This window comes from Thalassococcus halodurans (assembly GCF_900108225.1).
Classification (GTDB): domain Bacteria; phylum Pseudomonadota; class Alphaproteobacteria; order Rhodobacterales; family Rhodobacteraceae; genus Thalassococcus; species Thalassococcus halodurans.
Genome location: NZ_FNUZ01000002.1, coordinates 755132 through 775091, shown reverse-complemented (window position 1 = coordinate 775091; position 19960 = coordinate 755132). Strand labels below are relative to the sequence as shown.

Genomic DNA, 19960 nt, shown 5'->3' with positions numbered 1-19960 from the left:
TATCCCCCTTACAGTTCTGGCACGATCAGATCGGCGACGGTGCCTTGCACCTTCAACTCGCCACCTGTAACGGCCTGCAATTCCTCTAGCGAAATCTGTGGCAGCTTTTCACGCAGAACGAAATGCCCGTCCTCGATATCAATCACAGCAAGGCTGGTGTAAACGCGGGTCACGCAGCCAACGCCCGTCAGCGGCATGGTGCATTCGGCCACCAGTTTCGGATCACCTTTCTTGGTGACGTGATCGGTGACAACCGCCACACGCTTTGCACCATGAACAAGGTCCATCGCGCCGCCCACGGCGGGCACGCCTTTGCCGGTCGACCAGTTAGCCAGATCACCGTTTTGCGCCACTTGGAATGCGCCAAGGATGGCAACGTCCAGATGGCCGCCACGGACCATGGCAAAGCTGTCGGCATGGTGGAAAAACGCGGCACCGTCCTTCAGCGTGATCGCCTTTTTACCGGCGTTGATCAGGTCCCAGTCTTCTTCGCCCTCGGCAGGGGCGGCACCGAAGTTCAGAACGCCGTTTTCGGTATGATAGATCGCTTCCCGACCTTCGACCTGATACTGGGCCACCATTTCAGGAAAGCCGATGCCAAGGTTCACATAAGCGCCGTCTTCAATGTCTTGCGCCGCGCGCCACGCGATTTGCGCGTTGCTCAGCTTGATCTCTGCGAAATCGGTCATGGGTATACGGCTCCTTCGCGGTTCAGCACTTCTTCCTGCTGTGGGTTGGCGATTTCGACGATGGAATTGACGAAGATGCCGGGGGTGATGACCTGTTCGGGGTCAATGCCGCCAGCAGGCACAAGCTTGGTCACCTGCGCGATGGTGTGGCGCGCGGCCATACACATCAGCGGGTTAAAGTTCCGCGCCGCCAGTCGGTAAGTCATGTTGCCCATCGGATCGCCCAATTCGCCCTTTACTAAGGCAAAGTCGGCTTTCAGCCAGCGTTCCTGCACATAGGAACGGCCATCAAAATCGCCTACTGGTTTGCCCTTGGCCAGATCGGTGCCGTAGCTGGTCGGTGTGTAGAACGCGGGAATGCCTGCGCCGCCTGCACGGATACGCTCGGCCAGCGTGCCTTGCGGAACAAGCTCAAGCTCGATCTTGCCGTCCAGATAGCGTTCGGTAAACGCACGCGGGTCTTTGCTTTTGGGGAAGGAACAGATCAGCTTTCCGACCATGTCTTCGCGGATCATCGCCGCAAGGCCCACATCGCCGTTGCCCGCGTTGTTGTTGATCACTGTCAGGTTCTTCGCGCCCTTATCGATCAACGCGTGAATAAGTTCGATCGGGCCACCAGACCCGCCAAACCCGCCGATCATCACTGTCGCCCCGTCAGGGATGCAGGCGACGGCCTCGGCGGCGGATGCACATGATTTGTCCATTGCCGGTTCTCCTTTTGCTTTGCGCAAGGTTTAGGGCAGGGCGTGGACGCGGTTAAGGAAATCTGTGCGCATATTGAACTTTGTTCGAAATCTGATATCGCGTGTTCACATGGTGAACAGAACAGACTTTGTTGGCTCTTTGGCTAAGGGATTGCGGGTGATCGAGGCATTCAACGCCGATCATCCCCGTCTTTCCGTATCTGAGGCAGCGGCGCGCACAGGGTTGGACCGGTCCACGTCGCGGCGGTGTTTGCTGACGCTGCATGAACTTGGCTATGCCGATTACGACGGGAAGTATTTCCAACTGACGGCGCGGGTGTTGCGGTTGGGCATGGGGGCGCTGTCGGCGTTACCTTTGCCGCAGATCGTGCAGCCTTGGTTGGACCAGCTTTCCGAACAGGTCGCGCAATCGGTGTCTGTCGCTTTGTTGGACGAGACCGAGATCGTCTACATTGCGCGGGCAGCCCAGAAACGGGTGATGTCCATCGGCCTGATGCCCGGATCGCGCCTGCCAGCCCATTGCACATCTATGGGGCGGGTTTTGCTGGCCTCATTGCCAGAGGAAAAGGCGCGTGCAGTGATTGATCAATCCGACCTGTCGCCGCGCACACCAAACAGCCTGACCGATCCCGACGAGATCATGGCGCGCCTGACACAGGTCAGGTCGCAGGGTTACGAGATTATCGATCAAGAGATCGAGATGGGCCTACGTTCTATCGCCGTGCCGGTGTTGAACGCCCATGGACGGACGGTGGCGGCGTTGAACCTTGGCGTCGCGGCTGTGCAGCTGGATGCAGGCGAATTGAAAGACCTGTACCTGTCCCAATTGCTGCGTGTTCAGGCCGGTCTACGCCGCGTGCTGGCCTAGGGAATTCACAAAGCTTGTCATCGATGGAAAAGGGCGAAAGGGTGGGGCAACAAACCCCATGACGGAGCCTGCTATGCCAGACAGCACATTTACCCATCAGGCCGAAGAAGACCTTAGAAACAATGACATACAGATTTGGCTGAACGGTCAGATCGTCCACAAGGACGATGCCAAGGTGTCGGTCTACGACTCGGGCTTTATGTTGGGCGATGGCGTGTGGGAAGGCATGCGGCTGTATAACGGGACATGGGCGTTTCTGGACGAACACATGGACCGCTTGTTCGAGGCCGCAAAGGCGATTGATCTGGACATCGGGATGGATCGTGCCGCGCTGATCCAAGCGTTGAAGGACACGCAGACGGCGAACGGGATGACCACCGATGCACACGCACGCTTGATGGTGACGCGTGGTGTGAAAACCCGGCCTTTCCAGCATCCGGCCCTGTCACAGCAGGGGCCGACGATCACCATCATCATGGAGCATTCGCGCCCGTCCATTCCACGTCCGATCCGGCTGGCGACGGTGCCGCATATCCGTGGTCTGCCCATGACGCAGGACCCCAAGCTGAACTCACACTCCAAGCTGAACTGCATCCTTGCCTGTATCGCCGCCGAAAAGGCCGGCGCGGATGAGGCGTTGATGCTGGACGTGCATGGTTTTGTGAACACGACCAATGCCTGCAACTTTTTCATCGTTCGGAAAGGCGAGGTTTGGACCTCGACCGGCGACTACTGCATGAACGGGATTACGCGCAGAAAGGTGATCCAGATCTGCCGTGATCTGGGTGTTCCTGTATTCGAGAAAAACTATTCCTTGGTAGACACTTACGGCGCGGATGAGGCGTTTTTGACAGGCTCGTTCGGGGCGCAGACGCCAGTCAGTGAAATCGACGGGCGGGATATTGGTGACGGTCAGTTGGGGCCGGTCACGGCGCGTATCCGAGAGGCCTATCAGAAAATGGTGGGGGCCGCGTGATGGAGCCAAAACGCATTGCAATGTGGTCCGGTCCGCGCAACCTGTCCACCGCCATGATGTACGCCTTCGCCGCGCGGGGTGACTGCGCTGTTTGGGATGAGCCGTTTTATTCAGCCTATCTGTCGAAAACCGGTCTGGATCATCCGATGCGGCAGGAAGTGATCGACGGCGGAGAGCCCGATGCCGTTAAGGTCGCGCAGGCATGTTTGGGTCCGGTGCCCGATGCGCAGCCGGTTTTTTACCAGAAACACATGTGCCAACACATGATCGACGGCGTGCCGCGTGACTGGATGGGGCAGGTGACCAACGTGTTTCTGATCCGCCATCCCGCACGCGTTGTGGCCAGTTTCTCGGCCAAACACGAGGCCATCGGTCTTACGGACATCGGGTTTCAGCAGCAGGCAGAACTTTTCGATCAGGTCGCGGAAATGACGGGCGATACGCCTTTGGTCATTGATTCAAACGACATCCGCGCGAACCCGTCGGGCATGATGGCGGCGCTGTGCGGAAAGCTCGGGCTGGATAAATCCGAAAAGATGCTGAGCTGGTCAGAGGGGCCCAAGCCCTATGATGGGACCTGGGCCAGCCATTGGTATGGGGCTGTTTGGAAATCAACCGGATTTGCAGGGCAAGAGGGGCCGTTGCCCGAACTGCAAGGCGACTATGCGGCCATAGCCGAGGCCGCATTGCCTTTTTACGAGCGTCTGAAAACCTTTGCGCTAAAGCCCGAATAGGGGGCTAAAACGCCCCTTATGATTTGCGACGGCGCGGGGGTTCATTGCCACCGCGCGGCGGGGCAGATTTGGAACCACGCGCCGGTGGCTTGCCCTTGGAAAACTTCGCACCACCGGTTTTCGGCTTGTCAAATTTACCGCCAGCGGAAGGTTTGCCACCCGCGGCCGGTTTGCCGCGCGGTTTGCCCTTGCCGTCTTTCTTGAAAGACTTGCTCGGGTCCGAAGCGTTCTTTTTGAACTTCGGCTTGTCGTCGGTTTTCGGCTTATCCGCAGGCTTGGCCGGTTTTGCGTCGTAGCGCTCTTTCGGTTTGTCACGTTTGGCCGGTTTCGGCGCATCGAAATTACGGTCGTCGCTCCGTGCTTCACGCGGGGCCGGAGTGCGCGCAGGCTTTTCCTCGGCCTTGCGGGCAGGGCGGTCAAAGTCATCGCGAGCCTCACGGCGCGGGCCGCGGTCTTTGAAGCCGCCCTCGCGTTTTTTGAACCCGCCTTCGCGCTTGTTAAAGCCGCCTTTTGCTCCGCCACCACGCGGACCGCCGGGGCCTTTGCGCGGGCCTTGCGGCAGGTCAGGGGCGCTGTCCAGCGCGGTCATGCGGATGCCGTCTTCCAGTTCGGTCGCTTCGCCCATGTCGGACAGCAGCGCATTCGCGCTGGCTTCGGCCACTTCAAGGAAAGTTTCCTTGTCCTGAACACGGATCGCGCCAATGGCGGCTTTCTCAAGGTTTGTTGCCCGCAGCAGCATGGGCAGCAGCCAACGGGGCTCGGCCCGGTCATTGCGGCCAACAGAAAGCGAGAACCAGCGGCTGGGACCGAATTCCTTGAAATCGCGCGGCGCTTTTTCTTCGATTGTCTGAAGCTCTTCCGGTGCACCGTGACGCGACTGGTACATATCGACCAACATCGCGGCGACGGCCTCGGCACCGTGTTTGTCCAGCAGTTTCTGGGCGAACTCGGCGTTGGCTTCGGGCACACCCTTGGTCCAGTTCGGATCGTTCAGCAAACGCTCTTCGTCGTTCTTGATAATCTCGTCGGCGGACGGCGGATTGCCCCATTCGGCTGTGATCTTGGCCCATTTCAGAAGGCGTTCGGCCTTTTTCACCACTTTCGGCGGGATGATCAACGCCGAGATACCTTTACGGCCCGCGCGACCGGTCCGGCCCGAGCGGTGCAGCAGGCTTTCGGTGTTGGTCGGCAGATCGGCATGGATCACAAGGTTCAGGTTCGGCAGGTCGATGCCGCGCGCAGCCACATCAGTGGCCACACAGACACGCGCACGACCGTCACGCATCGCCTGAAGCGCGTGGGTGCGTTCGGATTGGCTCAGTTCGCCAGACAGGGACACAACCGACAGACCGCGGTTCGACAAGCGGGCGGTCAGGTGGTTCACCTGAGACCGTGTGTTGGCAAAGACGATCGCGCTTTCGCCGTCGTGGAACCGCAGCAGGTTGAAGATCGCGTTGTCGCTGTCGGAATGGCCGACGCGCAGTGCGGAATAGGTGATGTCTGAGTGCTGCTTGGATTTGCTCATCGTGTTGATGCGCTTTGCATCGCGCTGGTACGTTTCGGCCAGCTTGGCGATGACCGGCGAAACCGTCGCCGAGAACAGCAGGGTGCGGCGCTCTTTGGGCGCACTGTCCAGAATGAATTCCAGATCTTCGCGGAAGCCCAGATCAAGCATTTCGTCCGCTTCATCCAGAACCACAGCGCGGATGTCGGACAGGTCCAGCGCACCGCGACGGATGTGATCGCACAAACGGCCCGGTGTGCCCACAACGATATGTGCACCGCGTTCCAGCGACCGGCGTTCCTGACGGACGTCCATGCCACCTACACAGGATGTGACGACAGCGCCTGTGCGTTCATAAAGCCAGCGCAGTTCCTGCATGACCTGAAACGCCAGTTCCCGTGTCGGAGCCACGACCAGCGCCATCGGCGTACCCGCGCGTGGCATCCGGTCTTTGTCGCCCAATAGGGTGGGCGCGATGGCAATGCCGAAGCCCACGGTCTTACCCGAACCGGTTTGCGCCGAGACCAAGAGATCCTCGTTGATCAGCTCTTCTGCTGAAACAGCCTCTTGTACAGGCGTAAGGGTATCGAAGCCACGCGCTTCGAGCGCCTCAGAGAGGGATTTCAACATGTCAAACAAGCTCCGAAGGGTAGGGGCGTCAGGGCGACTCGGCGCAGCAACAGACGCAGCAGAAAGCGCGTCCATATATGGACCGGTCCCAAATGTATATGAAAAACTTTGGCGCAGGTGGCCAGTTCGCCTTAGCCTTTAAAGCATTTGGCGGCAGCTTTTCTGATGTGCTCAACCGTATAGGGTTTCCGGATCACAAGTGTCTGCGGGAACGCCTCGGTCATGGTGGCGTTGCCTTCATAGCCAGTGGCAAGGATGGTGGGGATGTTTCGCGCGGCGCATTTCTTGGCGACTTTCAGTGACAGTTCTGTTCCCAATTTCACGTCCAGCAAGGCGAATGTGATGTCACGATGTTCCAGAATTTGCAGCGCGTCATTGGTGCTGTTGGCGGTATGAACGGTTTTCGCGCCAAGTTCGGACAGCATATCGGACGCGTCCATCGCGATGATCATGTTGTCTTCAAGAACCAACACTTCGCCAGAAAGCGTGATGTCAGTCGGATCGATGTCGTCCTGCACGGCTGTTTCGGTGAAAGTCATGGCGTCGTACTCTTGAACATGTGGCGCTGGTAAAACGAAGTCAGCTTCAAAGCCGGTGACCTTATAACGGACATCTGCCTCGCCGCGAAGCTCAAATGGGATCGAGCGTTCAATGATCGTTGTGCCAAAGCCTTTGCGCTTGGGCGCACTGACGGGCGGGCCATCGCAGTCGCGCCACGCGATATGACATGATCCATCCGGCAAGCGGCCTATTTTCAGTTGCACCGATCCATCCGGGACACTGAGGGCGCCATATTTGGCAGAGTTTGTAACCAGCTCGTGCATGACAAGGGCCAATGTTGTGAAAGCGGTCGGAGACAGCGCGATATCTTCGCCCTCAATCAGCAGGCGTTCGGATTTTTCCGATTGGAAGGCTTTGATTTCGGTCTGGATCAGCGACTTCAATGGCACCCAAGACCATTCTTTTTGCGTCAACTGATCGTGGGCCCGCGCGAGTGCGTGAATACGTTTGTCAAGAACGCTGCTGTATTCTTCGATTGAAGACTGTTTGCCCTGACCTTGGGAAATTAGCCCTTGAATCAGGGTCAGGATGTTCCGCACGCGGTGGTTCAGTTCGGCGATCAACAGTTCTTGGGCTTGTTCGGCTTTTTTGCGATCAGCCTCTGCTTCGTCAGAGAGCTTCAGCACGACCTCAATCAGTGTGACCCGAAGCGTTTCGGCGGCCCGCAGTTCGCTTTCGCGCCACGATGCGCATTTTCCGTGAACGACTTCTTTCCAAGCAGCAAAGCTTTTGCGCGGGGTCAGACGCGCTCCATGCGGGCCTAGTTCCACAGGTTTTTCGGGGTTGCCCGCCCACGTTACGGTCTGTGCGAGTTCACGCCTGAAAAACACCAGATAATCTCGGGGTTTCCGCGAAATCGGAAGGGCCAACAGGCCAACAGCGCGATCTTCGAAAGAATCCGCAGCTTCATAGCGTGATGCCAAATTGTCCGTGGCGTAAACCTGCGATCCCTTTGTCGTGTTCAGGAACCGTGCAAGTCCCATGAATTCTTCTTCCGTCGGGGTCATGCCGCTCGCTTTGAACTTGCCGCCGGAATAAACGACAACCCCGTCAAACGGGATGACAGAGCGGATTTCGTCGGAAAAACTGTTGAAGATATCAAGAAGCGTCACGCCCCCCGAAATTTGCGACATAAGCTTGTCATGCAGAATTTGCGCTGTGTCCAAGTCATTGAACTCTTGCGCCATTTCGATCTGGGCCAGTTCGTAGTTGAACAGCTGAGCGAACAGCTCGATCGTGCTGCGGGTTTTGTAATCAAGGTTGCGCGGCATGTGGTGGTGGCAGGCAAACAGCCCCCACAGTTTGTCGCGACGCATGATCGATACGGACATGGACGCCTGAACGCCCATGTTCCGCAGATATTCGAGATGGATAGGCGACACAGCCCGCGACACGCTAAGAGACAAGTCCAGCGGGTCGCCGGATGGTCCTATTTTAGGCAGGATCGGATAGGTTTCACTGTTCACATCGGAAATGATGCGCAGAAGGTTCTTCTTATAGAGTTCGCGCGCCTGCTTGGGCACGTCACTGGCGGGATAGCGCAGGCCCAGATACGGCTCACCGCGACCTTTCAGAACTTCTGCAATGACTGTTCCGGTTCCGTCCTCGTCAAAGCGGTAGACCATGACGCGATCCATGCCTGTCAGGGCCTGAATAGCGCGTGCGGCTTCTTCTGATGCCATTTCTACGCTGTCGTGGCGTTGCACACGGCCGATCAGGGCCTGAACCAGACCGGTGTCATCCTGATCAGCGCTGGAAAGTGTGGTCTTTTCGAATTCGAACACAAGGAATTGGTCCGAACGGTGCATCGATACGTTGTAGTACCGACCGTCTTCAAAGACCTCATAGCCGAACATTCTGGCGCAGCCGGTCTGGTAGGCCAGAGCCTGAATGCGTGTTCTCAGATCGTGAATCGAACCAGGGCTGAAAAAATCGGCGAAGGGTTTGCCGATCGCCTCTTCGGGATCCAGGCCCAGCATCTCGGCGCAATTGGTGGACGCGTGGACGACGATCCAATCCGATGACACGGCCAAAAGGCAGCCGAACGACTGTACGTGCCCCAGAATGTGGATCGGTTCGCGATCACAGTTGGACAGGTCGACATCAACCTGTTTGCCCTTAGAGTCGAGTTTAGGCATTGAAAACGGCTCCGTTCAGGGCTTCTTCAGCTAGGTTAAAGTACAGATCAAAAATTGCCGAGGCTCCATCAACGATTTTGTCTGCGACTTTGGTCTGGGCGGGCATCAATGATGCCTCTGCAAGGAATTGCTTCCAAACCTCGATATGGCGGGGGGCCCGCATATAGGCTTCTCCGAATCCCGTTTTTGAAACTGCGCCATCCAGCCAGCGCCGTTTCAAGACTTCGGCGCCAAGACGCGATCCGGCCAGCACGTATTTCGCGGCCATTGGGTGTGTGTCCGTGGCAAGTGATTGATTGGTCGACAACGAAGCAATCTGATGCGCAGCCAGATCCGATTTCAGGCGCGCATGCAGGTCGGTGATCATCGTTGATGTGTCCGGACAAAGCTGGTTGCGTGACAACACGGACAATCCGGCTTCGTGCATCAAAAGAAACGCGGTCACACCCGATTTTTTACCAAGATCAAACTGGGAAACGCGGTCATCCAACCTCTGATGAGAGGTTGCCAAGTCCACAATCAGACGTTGCCGCAAATGTGGCTCTGGCATCGGTTCCGTTTCCCCCGCTTCTCGCATTTCATCGGCTTCACCTAAAGGTGAATCTGTCGGTGAATTTTTTAGGCACGCGAGTGCTTTAAGGTCCAGAATGATGCAGAGCAGGCGAAATCACAAGGATTTTGATATAGCCGTTATGTGATACGTTTTTGTTTCGGTTCACAAAACATCGGTTGGCTCTGACCGGTCGGTTTGTTTTGTCCGGCAAAAGGCAATTTTGCGGATAATGCGCCTACACAGCCTAGGATAGAATTCGGTTTTCCGGAATTGGCGTAATGCGGAAAGGGGTTATTCTACAAAACGTTGCTCCAGCGATTGACCGGGTAGCAAATCTGCAGGGGGATAAAGCACCACAATATCGCCCTCTGACAGGCCGGACAGGAGTTCGGCGTCCTGACCGTTGTCATGCCCGATCTCGACCTTGCGCAGGTCTGCGACCCCTTTGTTGGAAAGGAAAACAGCCCAATCCGCCCCCTCGCGGAACAATGCACTTGAGGGGACTTTCAGAACATCTTCGCCCGACCATGTGACGATCTGCGCCTCAACCGCGTAGCCGTGGCCAAGGCCTTGTCGTTCTTCCGGCGGGCTGGACAATTCGATCACAGCGGTCACGCGTTGCTCTTCGACACCAAGCGCCGATACCTTGGTTTCGCCGTATGGTTCCACCCGCGTCACGATCCCGGACAAAACCCTTGCACCGCCCCAGTTCACGATGTCGACTGGCGCCCCGACCCCTACGTTTATCGCGTCCACGGAAATCAGCTCGACCACGACCTCAAGCCCTTCGCCGATATCGCCGACCACCATGATCGGCGAACCCACGGCAAGCGTGGTTTCGTCTTGGTGGATCACTTGCAAAACCACACCGTCAGTTGGTGCATGGATGATCCTGTCTTCACCTGATCCATTGGTTTCCACGTCGAAAAAGTCGGGGTCGTCAAAGCCGATCAACTGGGCGCGGGCCGCGCGCAATTGTGCCTCTTGCTGCTCGATCGCTGCCGTTGCTGTCGCAAGACGGGCCTGCGCCGCGCGCGACAGGCTTTCGGCCTGATCCAAGGCGGCGGGGCTGGCAAAACCTCGATCAGCAAGGCTTTGTGTCCGTTCAAGATCGGAAAGGGCAAGGTCGGCTTCTGCACGGGCGGCTTCAAGATTGGCGCGCGCGACGTTCAAGGATGCCTCTGCGGCCTCGACAGCAGCTTCGGCTTGGCCCCGTGTCCGGATGTCCAACGCAGCAGGATTGACCGATCGCAGACGCGCAACGATGGTTTCGTCCTTTGTCACCGGATCACCGGGCGAGACCTGAACGCGCAACAGGCGGCCATCAATCGGCATGGATATCACATAGGCGTCCCGAACACGCGTCTTGCCCTGTTCGTTTACAGTCAGCCGCATGTCACCACGCGTGACTTTGCCCAGATCGACCATCGTGGCGCGCGGCCAGAAGGCAAAGGATAGGCCTGCTAACAGCAAGAGAGCGGCGAAGCCGATCAGGACAGAGCGGGACAGTTTCTTTTGGGCCATGATTAATCCCTCGATTTCAGGACGGCGACAAGGTCCATCCGGTTCAGGTCACGCATAACAAGCAGGCCGGAAATGGCCGCCGCTGCGAGTATGAACGCCGCAGAAAACCCGTGGCTGAACGGGTCGTATGAGGCGGGTATCTGGTAGAGTTCCGATGAAAATCCGTTCGCGATCAAAAACGACAGCCCGTATCCGGCCAGCGATCCGACGGGCAGGGCGATCAAGACGATGACGGCCAGTTCGCCCAGCAACACGAATGTCGTTTCGCTTTTGGAAAATCCCATCACGCGCAGCGCAGCAAGGTCGCGGGCACGTTCATTCTGGGCAATGCGCGCCGCGTTGTAGACGACGCCGAACGTGATGATAAACGCCACAGCGCCCATGATGTAGCGTGCAGATCCCGCGCCCTGATCCATCAACTTTTGCAGCGAAGCGCGTGCATTTTCAGACACGCTTACGCCAGCAACGGCGGGCATATCCTTGAGTTTGCGGTAGATTTGATCGGCTTTGGCATCGTCGACCCGCAAATGCGCACCTGTGATCCGCGCCGGTTCCGACATCGCTTTGTTCAGCGCATCCAGCTGCATATAGGCAGGTGCGCCGATCAGGCTGCTGGCGACCCGTGTGACAGGGATTTCCAGAACCGGCTGGCGTCCTTCGCGGACATCCACGGTTAAAATATCACCCGGTGCGGCGCCCAAAATTTCGGCCAATGGTTTGCTCAGCACCAGACCGCGCGCGGGAAGGTCAATCGGTGCCAGCGTGTGATCGATGGCGCGGGTGATTTCGGGGCCTGCGACCATGCCAGAAATGCTGCCGCGGTGCAGTTCACGCCCCAGCCTGAGCGTCGCGGCCACATCACGTAACGGCTCGACTGCGATCACACCGGGGATCCGAGCAAGCTCATAGGCGGCCTTTTCGCCGAGTGGGCTGTGGAAATAGACGGTGGCGTCTGACCGGTCGATGACGGTGAAACTAAGGTTCATCATACGGTCGAATGCGCCGTAGATCGTGGTCATTCCGGATGCCAGCGCCATGCCCCCAGCGATGCCCGCAGATAGCGCCAAGGCCCGCCACGGTGACCGCGCAAGTCCCCGCATCACGATCCGTGTCGGTTGGTCGAACAAAAGTGCGGCGCGGCCTTTGAATGTCATGGTTTTGGAATAATCGGCCGGTGCCGGTGGGCGCATTGCCTCGGACGGGGTGAGTGCGAAAATACGTTTCAAAACAAAGATGCTACCAGCCGATGCCGATACAATACTGGCGACCGCGCCTATGACAAACGACGTAGGGTCCGGTCGGAAGACAAGAAAAGGAAAGTTATAAAAGGTCGTGTAGACCGGGATCATGGCCCGGCCTGACAGGATGCCAAGCAGGCAGCCCAAGATGGCACCCGCCAAGGCAATAATCAGCAACAGTTTGGTGTAGTGAATGCCGACCTCGCGATTGGTGTATCCAAAGGCCTTCAGAAGTCCGATTTCTTCGCGTTCTGCCTGCACGATCCGGTTGACCACAATGTACAAAAGGAAGGCCGCCACCGCGAGGAATAGCGGCGGCACGGCCCGCGCCATGGTCGCCAGCCCGTCGATCTCTTCGCTAACAAACCGATCTGACACCAGATCGCTGCGCCCGTAAGCCCCCGTGCCGCCATATGGCTTCAGGATTTGGTCGATTGCATCAATCACCGCTTCGGAAGATGCGCCGCGAGACAAGGAAAACAGCGCTTGGTTGAAGGCACCTGACATGTCGTAGGCGCTGGCAAGGGCCGATCGCCGCATCCAGATCACGCCATAGCGGGCAGGGTCTGGCACCATCTCGCCGGGGGCGGCGACGAACAGGAATTCGGGCGATTGTGCAAGGCCGACAATCCGGATGGAACGGCGTGACCCGTTCATCGTCACTTCAATCCGGTCGCCGATGCCATAGCCGTGCGCGCTTGCAAAGCCTGATAGCAGCAATGCTTCGTCACGGTGGTTTTCAGCCGGAAAGCGACCGGTGGTCAGGTACACGGTGTTGTGGATTTGCTCGCCCGTGTCCGGCAGGCCCACCGCCTGCGACTGTATCGGGACCGGATCGCTTGGGATGTCGATCAATGCGCGGCCAACCACACGGCCCGAGACACGGTCGACGCCCGATATCTTTGCCAATCGGCCAAGCACTGTCTGAGGGGCGCGAACCACTGGTGCGAAGACCTCGGCAAGGTCATTGCGTTCGTAGTAGGTGCGCCGCGTTTCGCTGAGCGACGCCACAAGGCCCGACATCATCACCTGAAGCAAGACACCCGTCGCGATGACCAATGCAATGGCGATTGCCTGCCCTTTGATCCGCCACAGATCACGCAACATCTTCCGGTCAACCGCGCTCACCAGTCGATTTCCGCTGGGGTTTGTCTGACGTCGTTGACCTGCACCTCGCCGATTTGCCCGTCCACCAAGCGGATCACCCGATGTGCCATGCCCGCGATGTTCGCGGCATGGGTGACCATCAGAACGGTCGAACCCAGTTCGGCGTTGACGTGGTTCAACACCTCAAGCACCGACCGGCCCGTGGTGCTGTCCAATGCGCCCGTCGGTTCGTCGCAGAACAACACGTCGGGCTGTTTGGCAATGGCCCGCGCAATCGCTACGCGCTGCTGTTCACCGCCGGACAATTGCGACGGAAAGTGATCCAGCCGTTTTGTCAGCCCGACAAGATCCAGCGCCTTTTCCGGCGGCATGGGATTATCGGCGATTTCGGTGACCAGTTCCACATTCTCAAGCGCGGTCAGGCTGGGCATCAGATTGTAAAACTGGAACACAAAACCAACGTGATCGCGTCGAAACTTGGTCAGTTCCCGATCCGACAAGGCGCCCAGTTCAATATCGCGAAAATGGACTGTTCCGCTTGTGGGGCGATCAAGCCCACCCAGAATGTTCAGAAGGGTTGATTTTCCACTGCCGGACGCGCCCAGCATCACGACGATTTCACCTTCAGGAATGCTGAGGTCGATGCCACGCAGCGCGTGCACCTTTGACCGACCTTCGCCATAGCTTTTGGTCAGCCCCCGCGTGACAAATCCCAGTCCTTCTTGATTAGCCACCGAACGCCCACCCGCTTGCCATCTGTCGCGGCCCTGAATGGGGCGCATTCCAAAGGTTACTTTGACACCATGACATTGCCAGCGATGCTTGTGCCTTGATGCAAGTCAAAGCGTCGGGGCCGGTTCGTTGCGTTTTGGGTGGGATAATTCTTTAATCGCCGTATTAATTGGAACCAACCTAAGCCAAGGTTGTTGGCCTCTGTGGTATAGCTCTAAAAAAGTAAGGCGGATTAGCTTGACGAAAGATCCCATGAAAATTGCAATCGTCGGGTTCGGGCCAAGGGGTCTTGCCGCTTTGGAAAGACTTTCAGTTCAAGTCGTTCAGGGTGACAGCCCAATAGAAGTGGACATCTTCGATCCGCATTCGACGCCCTCTGCCGGGCCGAACTTTTCCCCGACCGAGCCTGATGTGTGTTTGCTCAACCTGCCCATCCGTGATGTGGACCTTCCGCAATCGCCAAACAAAGATGTTCCGCCATTCGGGCAATGGGTGCAGAAGATCGAAGCGGACGAAGAGGTTTTCGTGCCCAGATCGGTGCTTGGCACCTATTTCACAGAGCGCTTTCAGGCCCTGATGGCCAATCTGCCGGATGATCTTGCAGTCACCCTTCGCCCACTTCGGGTTGAACGCTCCGTAAGACACGGTGATCGATGGCAATTGGCGGCTGAAGGCAGTTATTTCGGACCTTACGACCATGTTTTGCTGTCACTGGGACAGCCCAAGACAGACTTGGATGATCAGGCGGATCGTTGGCGTGAGCACGCAAAATCGCAAGGTCTGGACTTTACCGCAGCCTATCCGGGCAAATCCCTGATCCAGTCCGCGTCCGATTGGGCGGGCAGGGCGGTCGCGATCCGTGGGCTTGGCCTGTCGTCGTTGGATGTGATCCGCATGCTGACGCTTGGCCTTGGCGGGCAGTTTGTTGATGGTCGGTATGTTGCGTCAGGGCGCGAACCTTCGGTGATTGTGCCGTTTTCTCTGGATGGGCACGCACCAGCCCCCAAGCCGGCCTCTCGTGATATCGACGCGCTTTTTGATCCGACGGAGGATGAGACGAAATTGTTCGAGGCTGCCTTGAGGGCAGTTTTGTCCGGGCAGGGCGACGAAGGCTTGAACGGTATTTTTGACGCTCTGAAACCCGTCGTGTCGCGAATCCTGAGCGAAACAGGCGCCGCCGAAGATGACACCGCAATCGATAGCTGGCTGACTATGGAAGTACAGCAAGCGGGCCAACAGGAAACACGCGGCACTGTCGAGGCAATCGAAGGCAACTTGAAAGAGGCCGAGGGCGCTTGCCCACCGTCGGTTGGATTTACGGTCGGACAGGTTTGGCGCAAATGGCAGGCCAGCCTTCGTGCGATTTTCGATGGGCAAGAAACCAACGCAGATATCGCCAAGTCGCTGATCGCATTCGATGAGGGGCTGAAGCGATACTCCTACGGCGCGCCCGTCGACAACCTGCGCCAGCTTCTTATCCTGATCGACGCCGGTTTGGTGACGCCCTTTGCGGCCGAGGACCCAAACATAGAGCCGTCTGAAGATGGCTGGATGCTAGAGGCTGATCGGGGCGCGGTGACGGCTTCGGTCATGATTGACAGCGTCTTACCGCCGCCTGTGATCGACAAGGTTTCGGAACCGGTTATCCAAGGTTTGGTCGAGGATGGCACGCTTGTGCCAATCTATGACGGGGCAGGGGCGCACTGCATGCCGGACGGGGCCGTTATCGATCAAAACGGTCATCAGGTTGTAGGCCTGTCGATCATTGGACGCCTGACAAACGGCAGCACAATCGCCGATGACTCGATCCACGATTGCTTCGGGGATGTGACCGAGAGATGGGCGCGAGGTGTTGCATTGTCGGGCAAACAGCGCGCGTCGAGATAGTCTCCAAAATATGCCGCGCCTATGGGTTGGCTGCAAAAGAAAACAGCCCGCAAAGCGGGCTGTTTCTGATGGTGTTTAAGGCTCCATGTCCTTCGAGCGCTGACCCCTTAGGATCGTTTAGATCGACCCCGAAAGCGACGAAATCAGGAAGAAGATCGCAGCTGACAGGGCGGCGGCTGCGGGCACTGTGATGACCCAAGCCGCAACGATTGTCATGAAGTGAGAGCGGCGCACGAGCTTTCTGCGGCGCCGCTCCTCGGGCGCGTAAACAGGGCGCGATGGCATCGCAATACGGGCTTTCTTGATGCGACGCTCGGCATCCCATTCGCGGAAGAACCCGACGCCGAACACGGCACCCACAGCAATGTGGGTCGAACTGACCGGCAGGCCGAGCCAGCTTGCGATGATCACTGTGATGGCCGCAGACAGCGCCACGCAGTAGGCGCGCATCGGGTTGAGTTTCGTGATCTGGCTGCCGACCATCCGGATCAGTTTGGGCCCGAACAGGAACAGGCCAAAAGAGATACCGAAAGCGCCGATTACCATGACCCAGATCGGAATGCTGACGGCTTCGGTGAAGTTGCCGGACTGAGACGCCTGAACAATGGCAGCCAGTGGGCCGACCGCGTTCGCAACGTCGTTCGCGCCATGTGCAAAGCTTAGAAGGGCGGCAGAGACCACCAGAGGAATGCCGAACAGAACCTTCAGCGATTTGTTCCGGTTTTCCAGACCCTGTGACTGTTTGCGAATGACCGGGATCATGATTGCCCAGATGCCTGCGCCAACAATCGCACCGATGATGAGTGCTGTCGGCAGGTCGATCTTGATGATTTTCTTAAGGCCTTTCAGCGCTAGATAGGTCGCAAAAGCACCTGCCATGATGCCGACTAGGATCGGAACCCACTTGCGTGCAGCGGCGATTTTGTCGTCCTGATAAATGATGCGGGATTTGATCAAGGCCAGGAAAAGCGCCGCGATCAAACCACCCAGCACGGGGGAAATGACCCAGCTGGCGGCAATCGCGCTCATTGTAGGCCAGTTCACCGCGGCAAAGCCCGCTGCGGCGATACCTGCGCCCATAACGCCACCCACGACAGAGTGCGTCGTTGAAACCGGTGCGCCAACCCATGTGGCAAGGTTGACCCAAAGCGCGGCAGACAGAAGTGCGGCCAACATTGCCCAGATGAACACTTCGGCGGTGCCCATGCTGGTGGGTTCGATGATGCCTTTTGCGATGGTCGAAACCACGTCGCCACCCGCAACAAGCGCGCCGGCGCTTTCGAAGATGGCCGCGATTGCGATGGCACCGCCCATGCTTAGTGCATTCGCGCCAACCGCCGGACCCATGTTGTTTGCAACGTCGTTGGCACCGATGTTCAAGGCCATGTAGGCGCCGAAACAGGCCGCGATAATGACTACAACCGAGTTGTTGGCATCACCAAAGAACAGCATGGCGGCAAGGCCGGCCAAGACGACGAAAATTAACGAAATGCCGGGGCCAACAAGAGGCCGTCCGACGTAGCTTGTCGCAGTTTCAAGTTTAGACAAGCGATCGAGATCGCGATCCAGTGTCTCAAGGTGGCGTGGATCGCCTTGTTGTTCAGCCATTGTGCATCCCCTTTGTCGCCCGAAGCTTCTACTTTGAGAGGGCTTCAACAATCAATGATAACTTATCCGTCTTTGGGCGCTAACGGGGCTAAGCCAGTGCATGTTGGTTTCATGCGCCATTCAGGCTCTATCTTCGATTGATGGCGAGGTTTTTCATGCGCGCTATGGGGGGGCTGATGGGCCTCGTTTTGAGGAGTGGTCCTATGATGCTTGCACTCAGATGTTTTCAGGCGTGTAGATGTCAAAGCCCAAGTTCGCGATTTTGAGGCTGCTGTTGGGGTCTGACAGGACGGCATCTGTCATGGCTGTGATTGTTGCCCGTGCGAATGTTTCCATCGGGTGCGAAATGACCATGCTCAGCGTTCCGTCGATCAGCGCCGAGCGTGTTTCGTCGATCAGTTCGTAACCGACGCTTACAAACCCTTTAGGTAGTTTTCGTGCCCGCAACGCGTTAATCGCACCGCGTATCCCGCCGCCGGAAATGAACAGGCCGCATAGGTCGGCGTGGTCTTGGAACATCTTCTCAACGATTTCCTCGGCCACAGCTGCCGTTTCATAGGTCGTTTGCGCTTCGAGCAGCGTGAATTCGGTGTTGTGTTCGCGGAAGTACGACCGGAACCCGCTTTCGTTGGATTCCTGATTTCGGTAGCGGTGATTGCCCACCAAGATGCCGATTTTTCCCGGCCCGCGGCACATCTTGTCAAATGCCCACGCCGCGGTGCGTCCGACTTTGAAGTGATCCAATCCGACATATCCCACGCTCGCGTTGGCAGTCAGGGATGCGATCAGCCCGAATACGGGCACACCTGATTGATGCAGGGTGTCGATGGCATCTGACACTATGGGATGTTCTGCCGCGACCAGGCCAACAGCGTCCACATGGCGGCCCAGCTGAACCAGTTGGGTTGCGACATTGTCCGGTGAAAGGTCATCCATAAACTGGATTTTCAGTTCGACCCGACCACCTGCGAATTCACCGGCTGCTTTGCTAAGCGCTTTTGCGAGATCTCGGTAAAAGGTGCGGTTCTTTTGCTGAAGCAACACCCCCAGTTTGAACACCTGTTCCTTGCGCCGCAACGAATCTTGGATCGAACCGACACCGTAGAAGCCGATTTTTTCTGCCGCTTTCAGCACCAATTCGCGGGTTTGCCGACGCACGAGATTGGGCGAGTTGATCACTCGGTTGACTGTGGTCACTGAAACACCGGCGGCTTGCGACAGGTCCTTGATAGTAGGGCGTTTTGCCGAAAAATCTTGTGTCATTTCGTGTCATTCCTGTCGATTTTTGGTGGATCAAAATGAACCAAAATGAGCCTACATGATCCATATTTCTTGATGGAAAGTGCGGCGTTCTGTCAAGATTTTCTGACTTCGCACCGGCCCGATTCACGCTTGGTGCGATTTTGGGGAGGATCGATTAGTGGACGACAGTCAGTACGGCACACGCGACAAACGCGGCAACTGGACGCCAAACGAAACGCTGCAAGTGGCGCCTTATTGGACGGGCCAGTGGGGCAAGATGGGCCAGTTTCTGGTGGGTCTTGTCTGGCCTTGGAACGCCTTTCACATGGGAACGGCATTTCTTTATTTGTGGTTCGTCATTCCGGACCGCGAGACACTGGCGACGTTCTCTTGGGACTGGGCGCTTTGGTTGTTGTTCGTCAACATGGCCGGCATTTTCGTGCTCTATGGCGCGATCGAGTTCTTCTATTACGTCAAACGGATTCAGGGCGACCGCTGGCGCTACAATCACAAGTTTCCGGCAGATAACCCGTCGGACGTCTTCTGGTTCAAAAGCCAGAATCTGGACAACTTCCTGCGGTCTTTCCTGACGGGTATCCCGATCTGGACCGCTGTCGAAGTTTTCATGCTCTGGTGCTATGGCAACGGCTATCACGTCTTTGGCTGGGTCGATTGGCAGGACAACTGGCTTTGGCTTGCCATCCTGATCTTCCTCGTGCCGGCGATCCATGAAGTGCACTTCTTCTGCATTCATTGGCTGATCCACACGCCGTTCCTGTATAAGCACATCCATTCGGTGCACCACAATTCGATCAACCCGAGCCCGTGGTCGTCGCTGTCGATGCATCCGATCGAGCATGTTCTCTACTTTGGCGAAGTGCTGTGGCACCTTGTTCTGCCCTCAAACCCTGTCGCGTTCATGTTCAACATGCACGCCGTCGGCTACGGGGCGCTGAACGGCCACATCGGTTTCGAAAAGCTTGAGGTCACGGAAGAGACCGCGATCGATAGCCACGCCTACGCCCATTACCTTCACCACAAGTACTTCGAGGTGAACTACGGCGCCGACGGGATCATCCCGCTCGATAAGTGGTTCGGCTATTGGCACGACGGATCGAAAGAGGCCGACGCGCGAATGAAAGAGCGCTTCCGTAAGAAAAAAGAGCGGTTGAATGCAAAGAAGGCGCGTCAAACGCCCGCGGAATAACGGACTAAACCCAATTCCAAGATGCCGTTTAGGCGGCAGCAACACTCAGGGAGGAGAC

At 57.4% G+C, this 19960-nt stretch carries 15 protein-coding genes; 5 read left to right on the top strand and 10 right to left on the bottom strand.

Going from position 1 to position 19960, the window contains the following annotated elements; genetic code table 11:
• Positions 1-8: 8 nt before the first annotated feature.
• Complete coding sequence (locus tag C4S59_RS08735; protein WP_103910068.1) at positions 9-689, bottom strand: 3-oxoacid CoA-transferase subunit B; 681 nt, start codon at positions 687-689, stop codon at positions 9-11.
• Entirely contained in the window at positions 686-1393 is a 708-nt protein-coding gene (locus C4S59_RS08730; protein ID WP_103910067.1) for a 3-oxoacid CoA-transferase subunit A, read from the bottom strand. Before C4S59_RS08730 ends, C4S59_RS08735 begins: the two co-directional genes overlap by 4 nt.
• Before the next feature lie 109 nt (positions 1394-1502).
• On the opposite strand from C4S59_RS08730, the gene C4S59_RS08725 reads away from it, so the two are divergent.
• The 3 genes from C4S59_RS08725 (at position 1503) to C4S59_RS08715 (ending at position 3971) form a co-directional block, all read left to right on the top strand.
• Positions 1503-2261, top strand: coding sequence for an IclR family transcriptional regulator domain-containing protein (locus C4S59_RS08725; RefSeq protein ID WP_103910339.1), 759 nt, complete (start codon positions 1503-1505; stop codon positions 2259-2261).
• Between the two features lie 73 nt (positions 2262-2334).
• A complete protein-coding gene (locus C4S59_RS08720) occupies positions 2335-3237 on the top strand; it encodes a D-amino acid aminotransferase (RefSeq protein ID WP_103910066.1) in 903 nt (300 codons plus the stop codon).
• The gene (locus C4S59_RS08715) at positions 3237-3971 is read left to right on the top strand and encodes a sulfotransferase-like domain-containing protein (RefSeq protein WP_234994717.1); all 735 of its coding nucleotides are present in this window, start codon (positions 3237-3239) and stop codon (positions 3969-3971) included. Before C4S59_RS08720 ends, C4S59_RS08715 begins: the two co-directional genes overlap by 1 nt.
• Positions 3972-3987: 16 nt before the next feature.
• Here the strand turns inward: C4S59_RS08715 and C4S59_RS08710 are convergent, their stop codons facing one another.
• The 6 genes from C4S59_RS08710 to C4S59_RS08685 form a co-directional block, all read right to left on the bottom strand.
• Entirely contained in the window at positions 3988-6105 is a 2118-nt protein-coding gene (locus C4S59_RS08710) for a DEAD/DEAH box helicase (protein ID WP_103910065.1), read from the bottom strand.
• A gap of 131 nt (positions 6106-6236) precedes the next feature.
• Positions 6237-8804, bottom strand: a complete 2568-nt coding sequence (locus tag C4S59_RS08705; RefSeq protein ID WP_103910064.1) for an HWE histidine kinase domain-containing protein — start codon at positions 8802-8804, stop codon at positions 6237-6239.
• The gene (locus C4S59_RS08700; protein ID WP_146064522.1) at positions 8797-9354 is read right to left on the bottom strand and encodes a heme oxygenase-like domain-containing protein; all 558 of its coding nucleotides are present in this window, start codon (positions 9352-9354) and stop codon (positions 8797-8799) included. Before C4S59_RS08700 ends, C4S59_RS08705 begins: the two co-directional genes overlap by 8 nt.
• Before the next feature lie 294 nt (positions 9355-9648).
• Entirely contained in the window at positions 9649-10881 is a 1233-nt protein-coding gene (locus tag C4S59_RS08695) for an efflux RND transporter periplasmic adaptor subunit (protein WP_103910062.1), read from the bottom strand.
• Positions 10882-10883: 2 nt separating this feature from the next.
• A complete protein-coding gene (locus tag C4S59_RS08690; protein WP_234994716.1) occupies positions 10884-13247 on the bottom strand; it encodes an ABC transporter permease in 2364 nt (787 codons plus the stop codon).
• On the bottom strand, positions 13244-13960 hold the full coding sequence (locus tag C4S59_RS08685) for an ABC transporter ATP-binding protein (RefSeq protein ID WP_234994715.1): 717 nt from the start codon (positions 13958-13960) through the stop codon (positions 13244-13246). Before C4S59_RS08685 ends, C4S59_RS08690 begins: the two co-directional genes overlap by 4 nt.
• A gap of 250 nt (positions 13961-14210) precedes the next feature.
• Here C4S59_RS08685 and C4S59_RS08680 point away from each other — a divergent pair, with 250 nt between their 5' ends.
• On the top strand, positions 14211-15845 hold the full coding sequence (locus C4S59_RS08680) for an FAD/NAD(P)-binding protein (protein ID WP_103910059.1): 1635 nt from the start codon (positions 14211-14213) through the stop codon (positions 15843-15845).
• A 117-nt stretch (positions 15846-15962) separates the two neighbouring features.
• On the opposite strand, the gene C4S59_RS08675 is transcribed toward C4S59_RS08680, so the two are convergent.
• Positions 15963-17453, bottom strand: coding sequence for an inorganic phosphate transporter (locus C4S59_RS08675; protein ID WP_103910058.1), 1491 nt, complete (start codon positions 17451-17453; stop codon positions 15963-15965).
• A 216-nt stretch (positions 17454-17669) separates the two neighbouring features.
• On the bottom strand, positions 17670-18716 hold the full coding sequence (locus C4S59_RS08670; RefSeq protein WP_103910057.1) for a LacI family DNA-binding transcriptional regulator: 1047 nt from the start codon (positions 18714-18716) through the stop codon (positions 17670-17672).
• A gap of 157 nt (positions 18717-18873) precedes the next feature.
• Here C4S59_RS08670 and C4S59_RS08665 point away from each other — a divergent pair, with 157 nt between their 5' ends.
• A complete protein-coding gene (locus tag C4S59_RS08665) occupies positions 18874-19902 on the top strand; it encodes a sterol desaturase family protein (RefSeq protein ID WP_103910056.1) in 1029 nt (342 codons plus the stop codon).
• Positions 19903-19960: the final 58 nt, after the last annotated feature.

Coding starts and splice junctions, on each gene's coding strand:
- C4S59_RS08735 (WP_103910068.1), bottom strand. CDS start 689: ATGACCGATTTCGCAGAGATCAAGCTGAGCAACGCGCAAATCGCGTGG.
- C4S59_RS08730 (WP_103910067.1), bottom strand. CDS start 1,393: ATGGACAAATCATGTGCATCCGCCGCCGAGGCCGTCGCCTGCATCCCT.
- C4S59_RS08725 (WP_103910339.1), top strand. CDS start 1,503: ATGGTGAACAGAACAGACTTTGTTGGCTCTTTGGCTAAGGGATTGCGG.
- C4S59_RS08720 (WP_103910066.1), top strand. CDS start 2,335: ATGCCAGACAGCACATTTACCCATCAGGCCGAAGAAGACCTTAGAAAC.
- C4S59_RS08715 (WP_234994717.1), top strand. CDS start 3,237: ATGGAGCCAAAACGCATTGCAATGTGGTCCGGTCCGCGCAACCTGTCC.
- C4S59_RS08710 (WP_103910065.1), bottom strand. CDS start 6,105: ATGTTGAAATCCCTCTCTGAGGCGCTCGAAGCGCGTGGCTTCGATACC.
- C4S59_RS08705 (WP_103910064.1), bottom strand. CDS start 8,804: ATGCCTAAACTCGACTCTAAGGGCAAACAGGTTGATGTCGACCTGTCC.
- C4S59_RS08700 (WP_146064522.1), bottom strand. CDS start 9,354: ATGCCAGAGCCACATTTGCGGCAACGTCTGATTGTGGACTTGGCAACC.
- C4S59_RS08695 (WP_103910062.1), bottom strand. CDS start 10,881: ATGGCCCAAAAGAAACTGTCCCGCTCTGTCCTGATCGGCTTCGCCGCT.
- C4S59_RS08680 (WP_103910059.1), top strand. CDS start 14,211: ATGAAAATTGCAATCGTCGGGTTCGGGCCAAGGGGTCTTGCCGCTTTG.
- C4S59_RS08675 (WP_103910058.1), bottom strand. CDS start 17,453: ATGGCTGAACAACAAGGCGATCCACGCCACCTTGAGACACTGGATCGC.
- C4S59_RS08670 (WP_103910057.1), bottom strand. CDS start 18,716: ATGACACAAGATTTTTCGGCAAAACGCCCTACTATCAAGGACCTGTCG.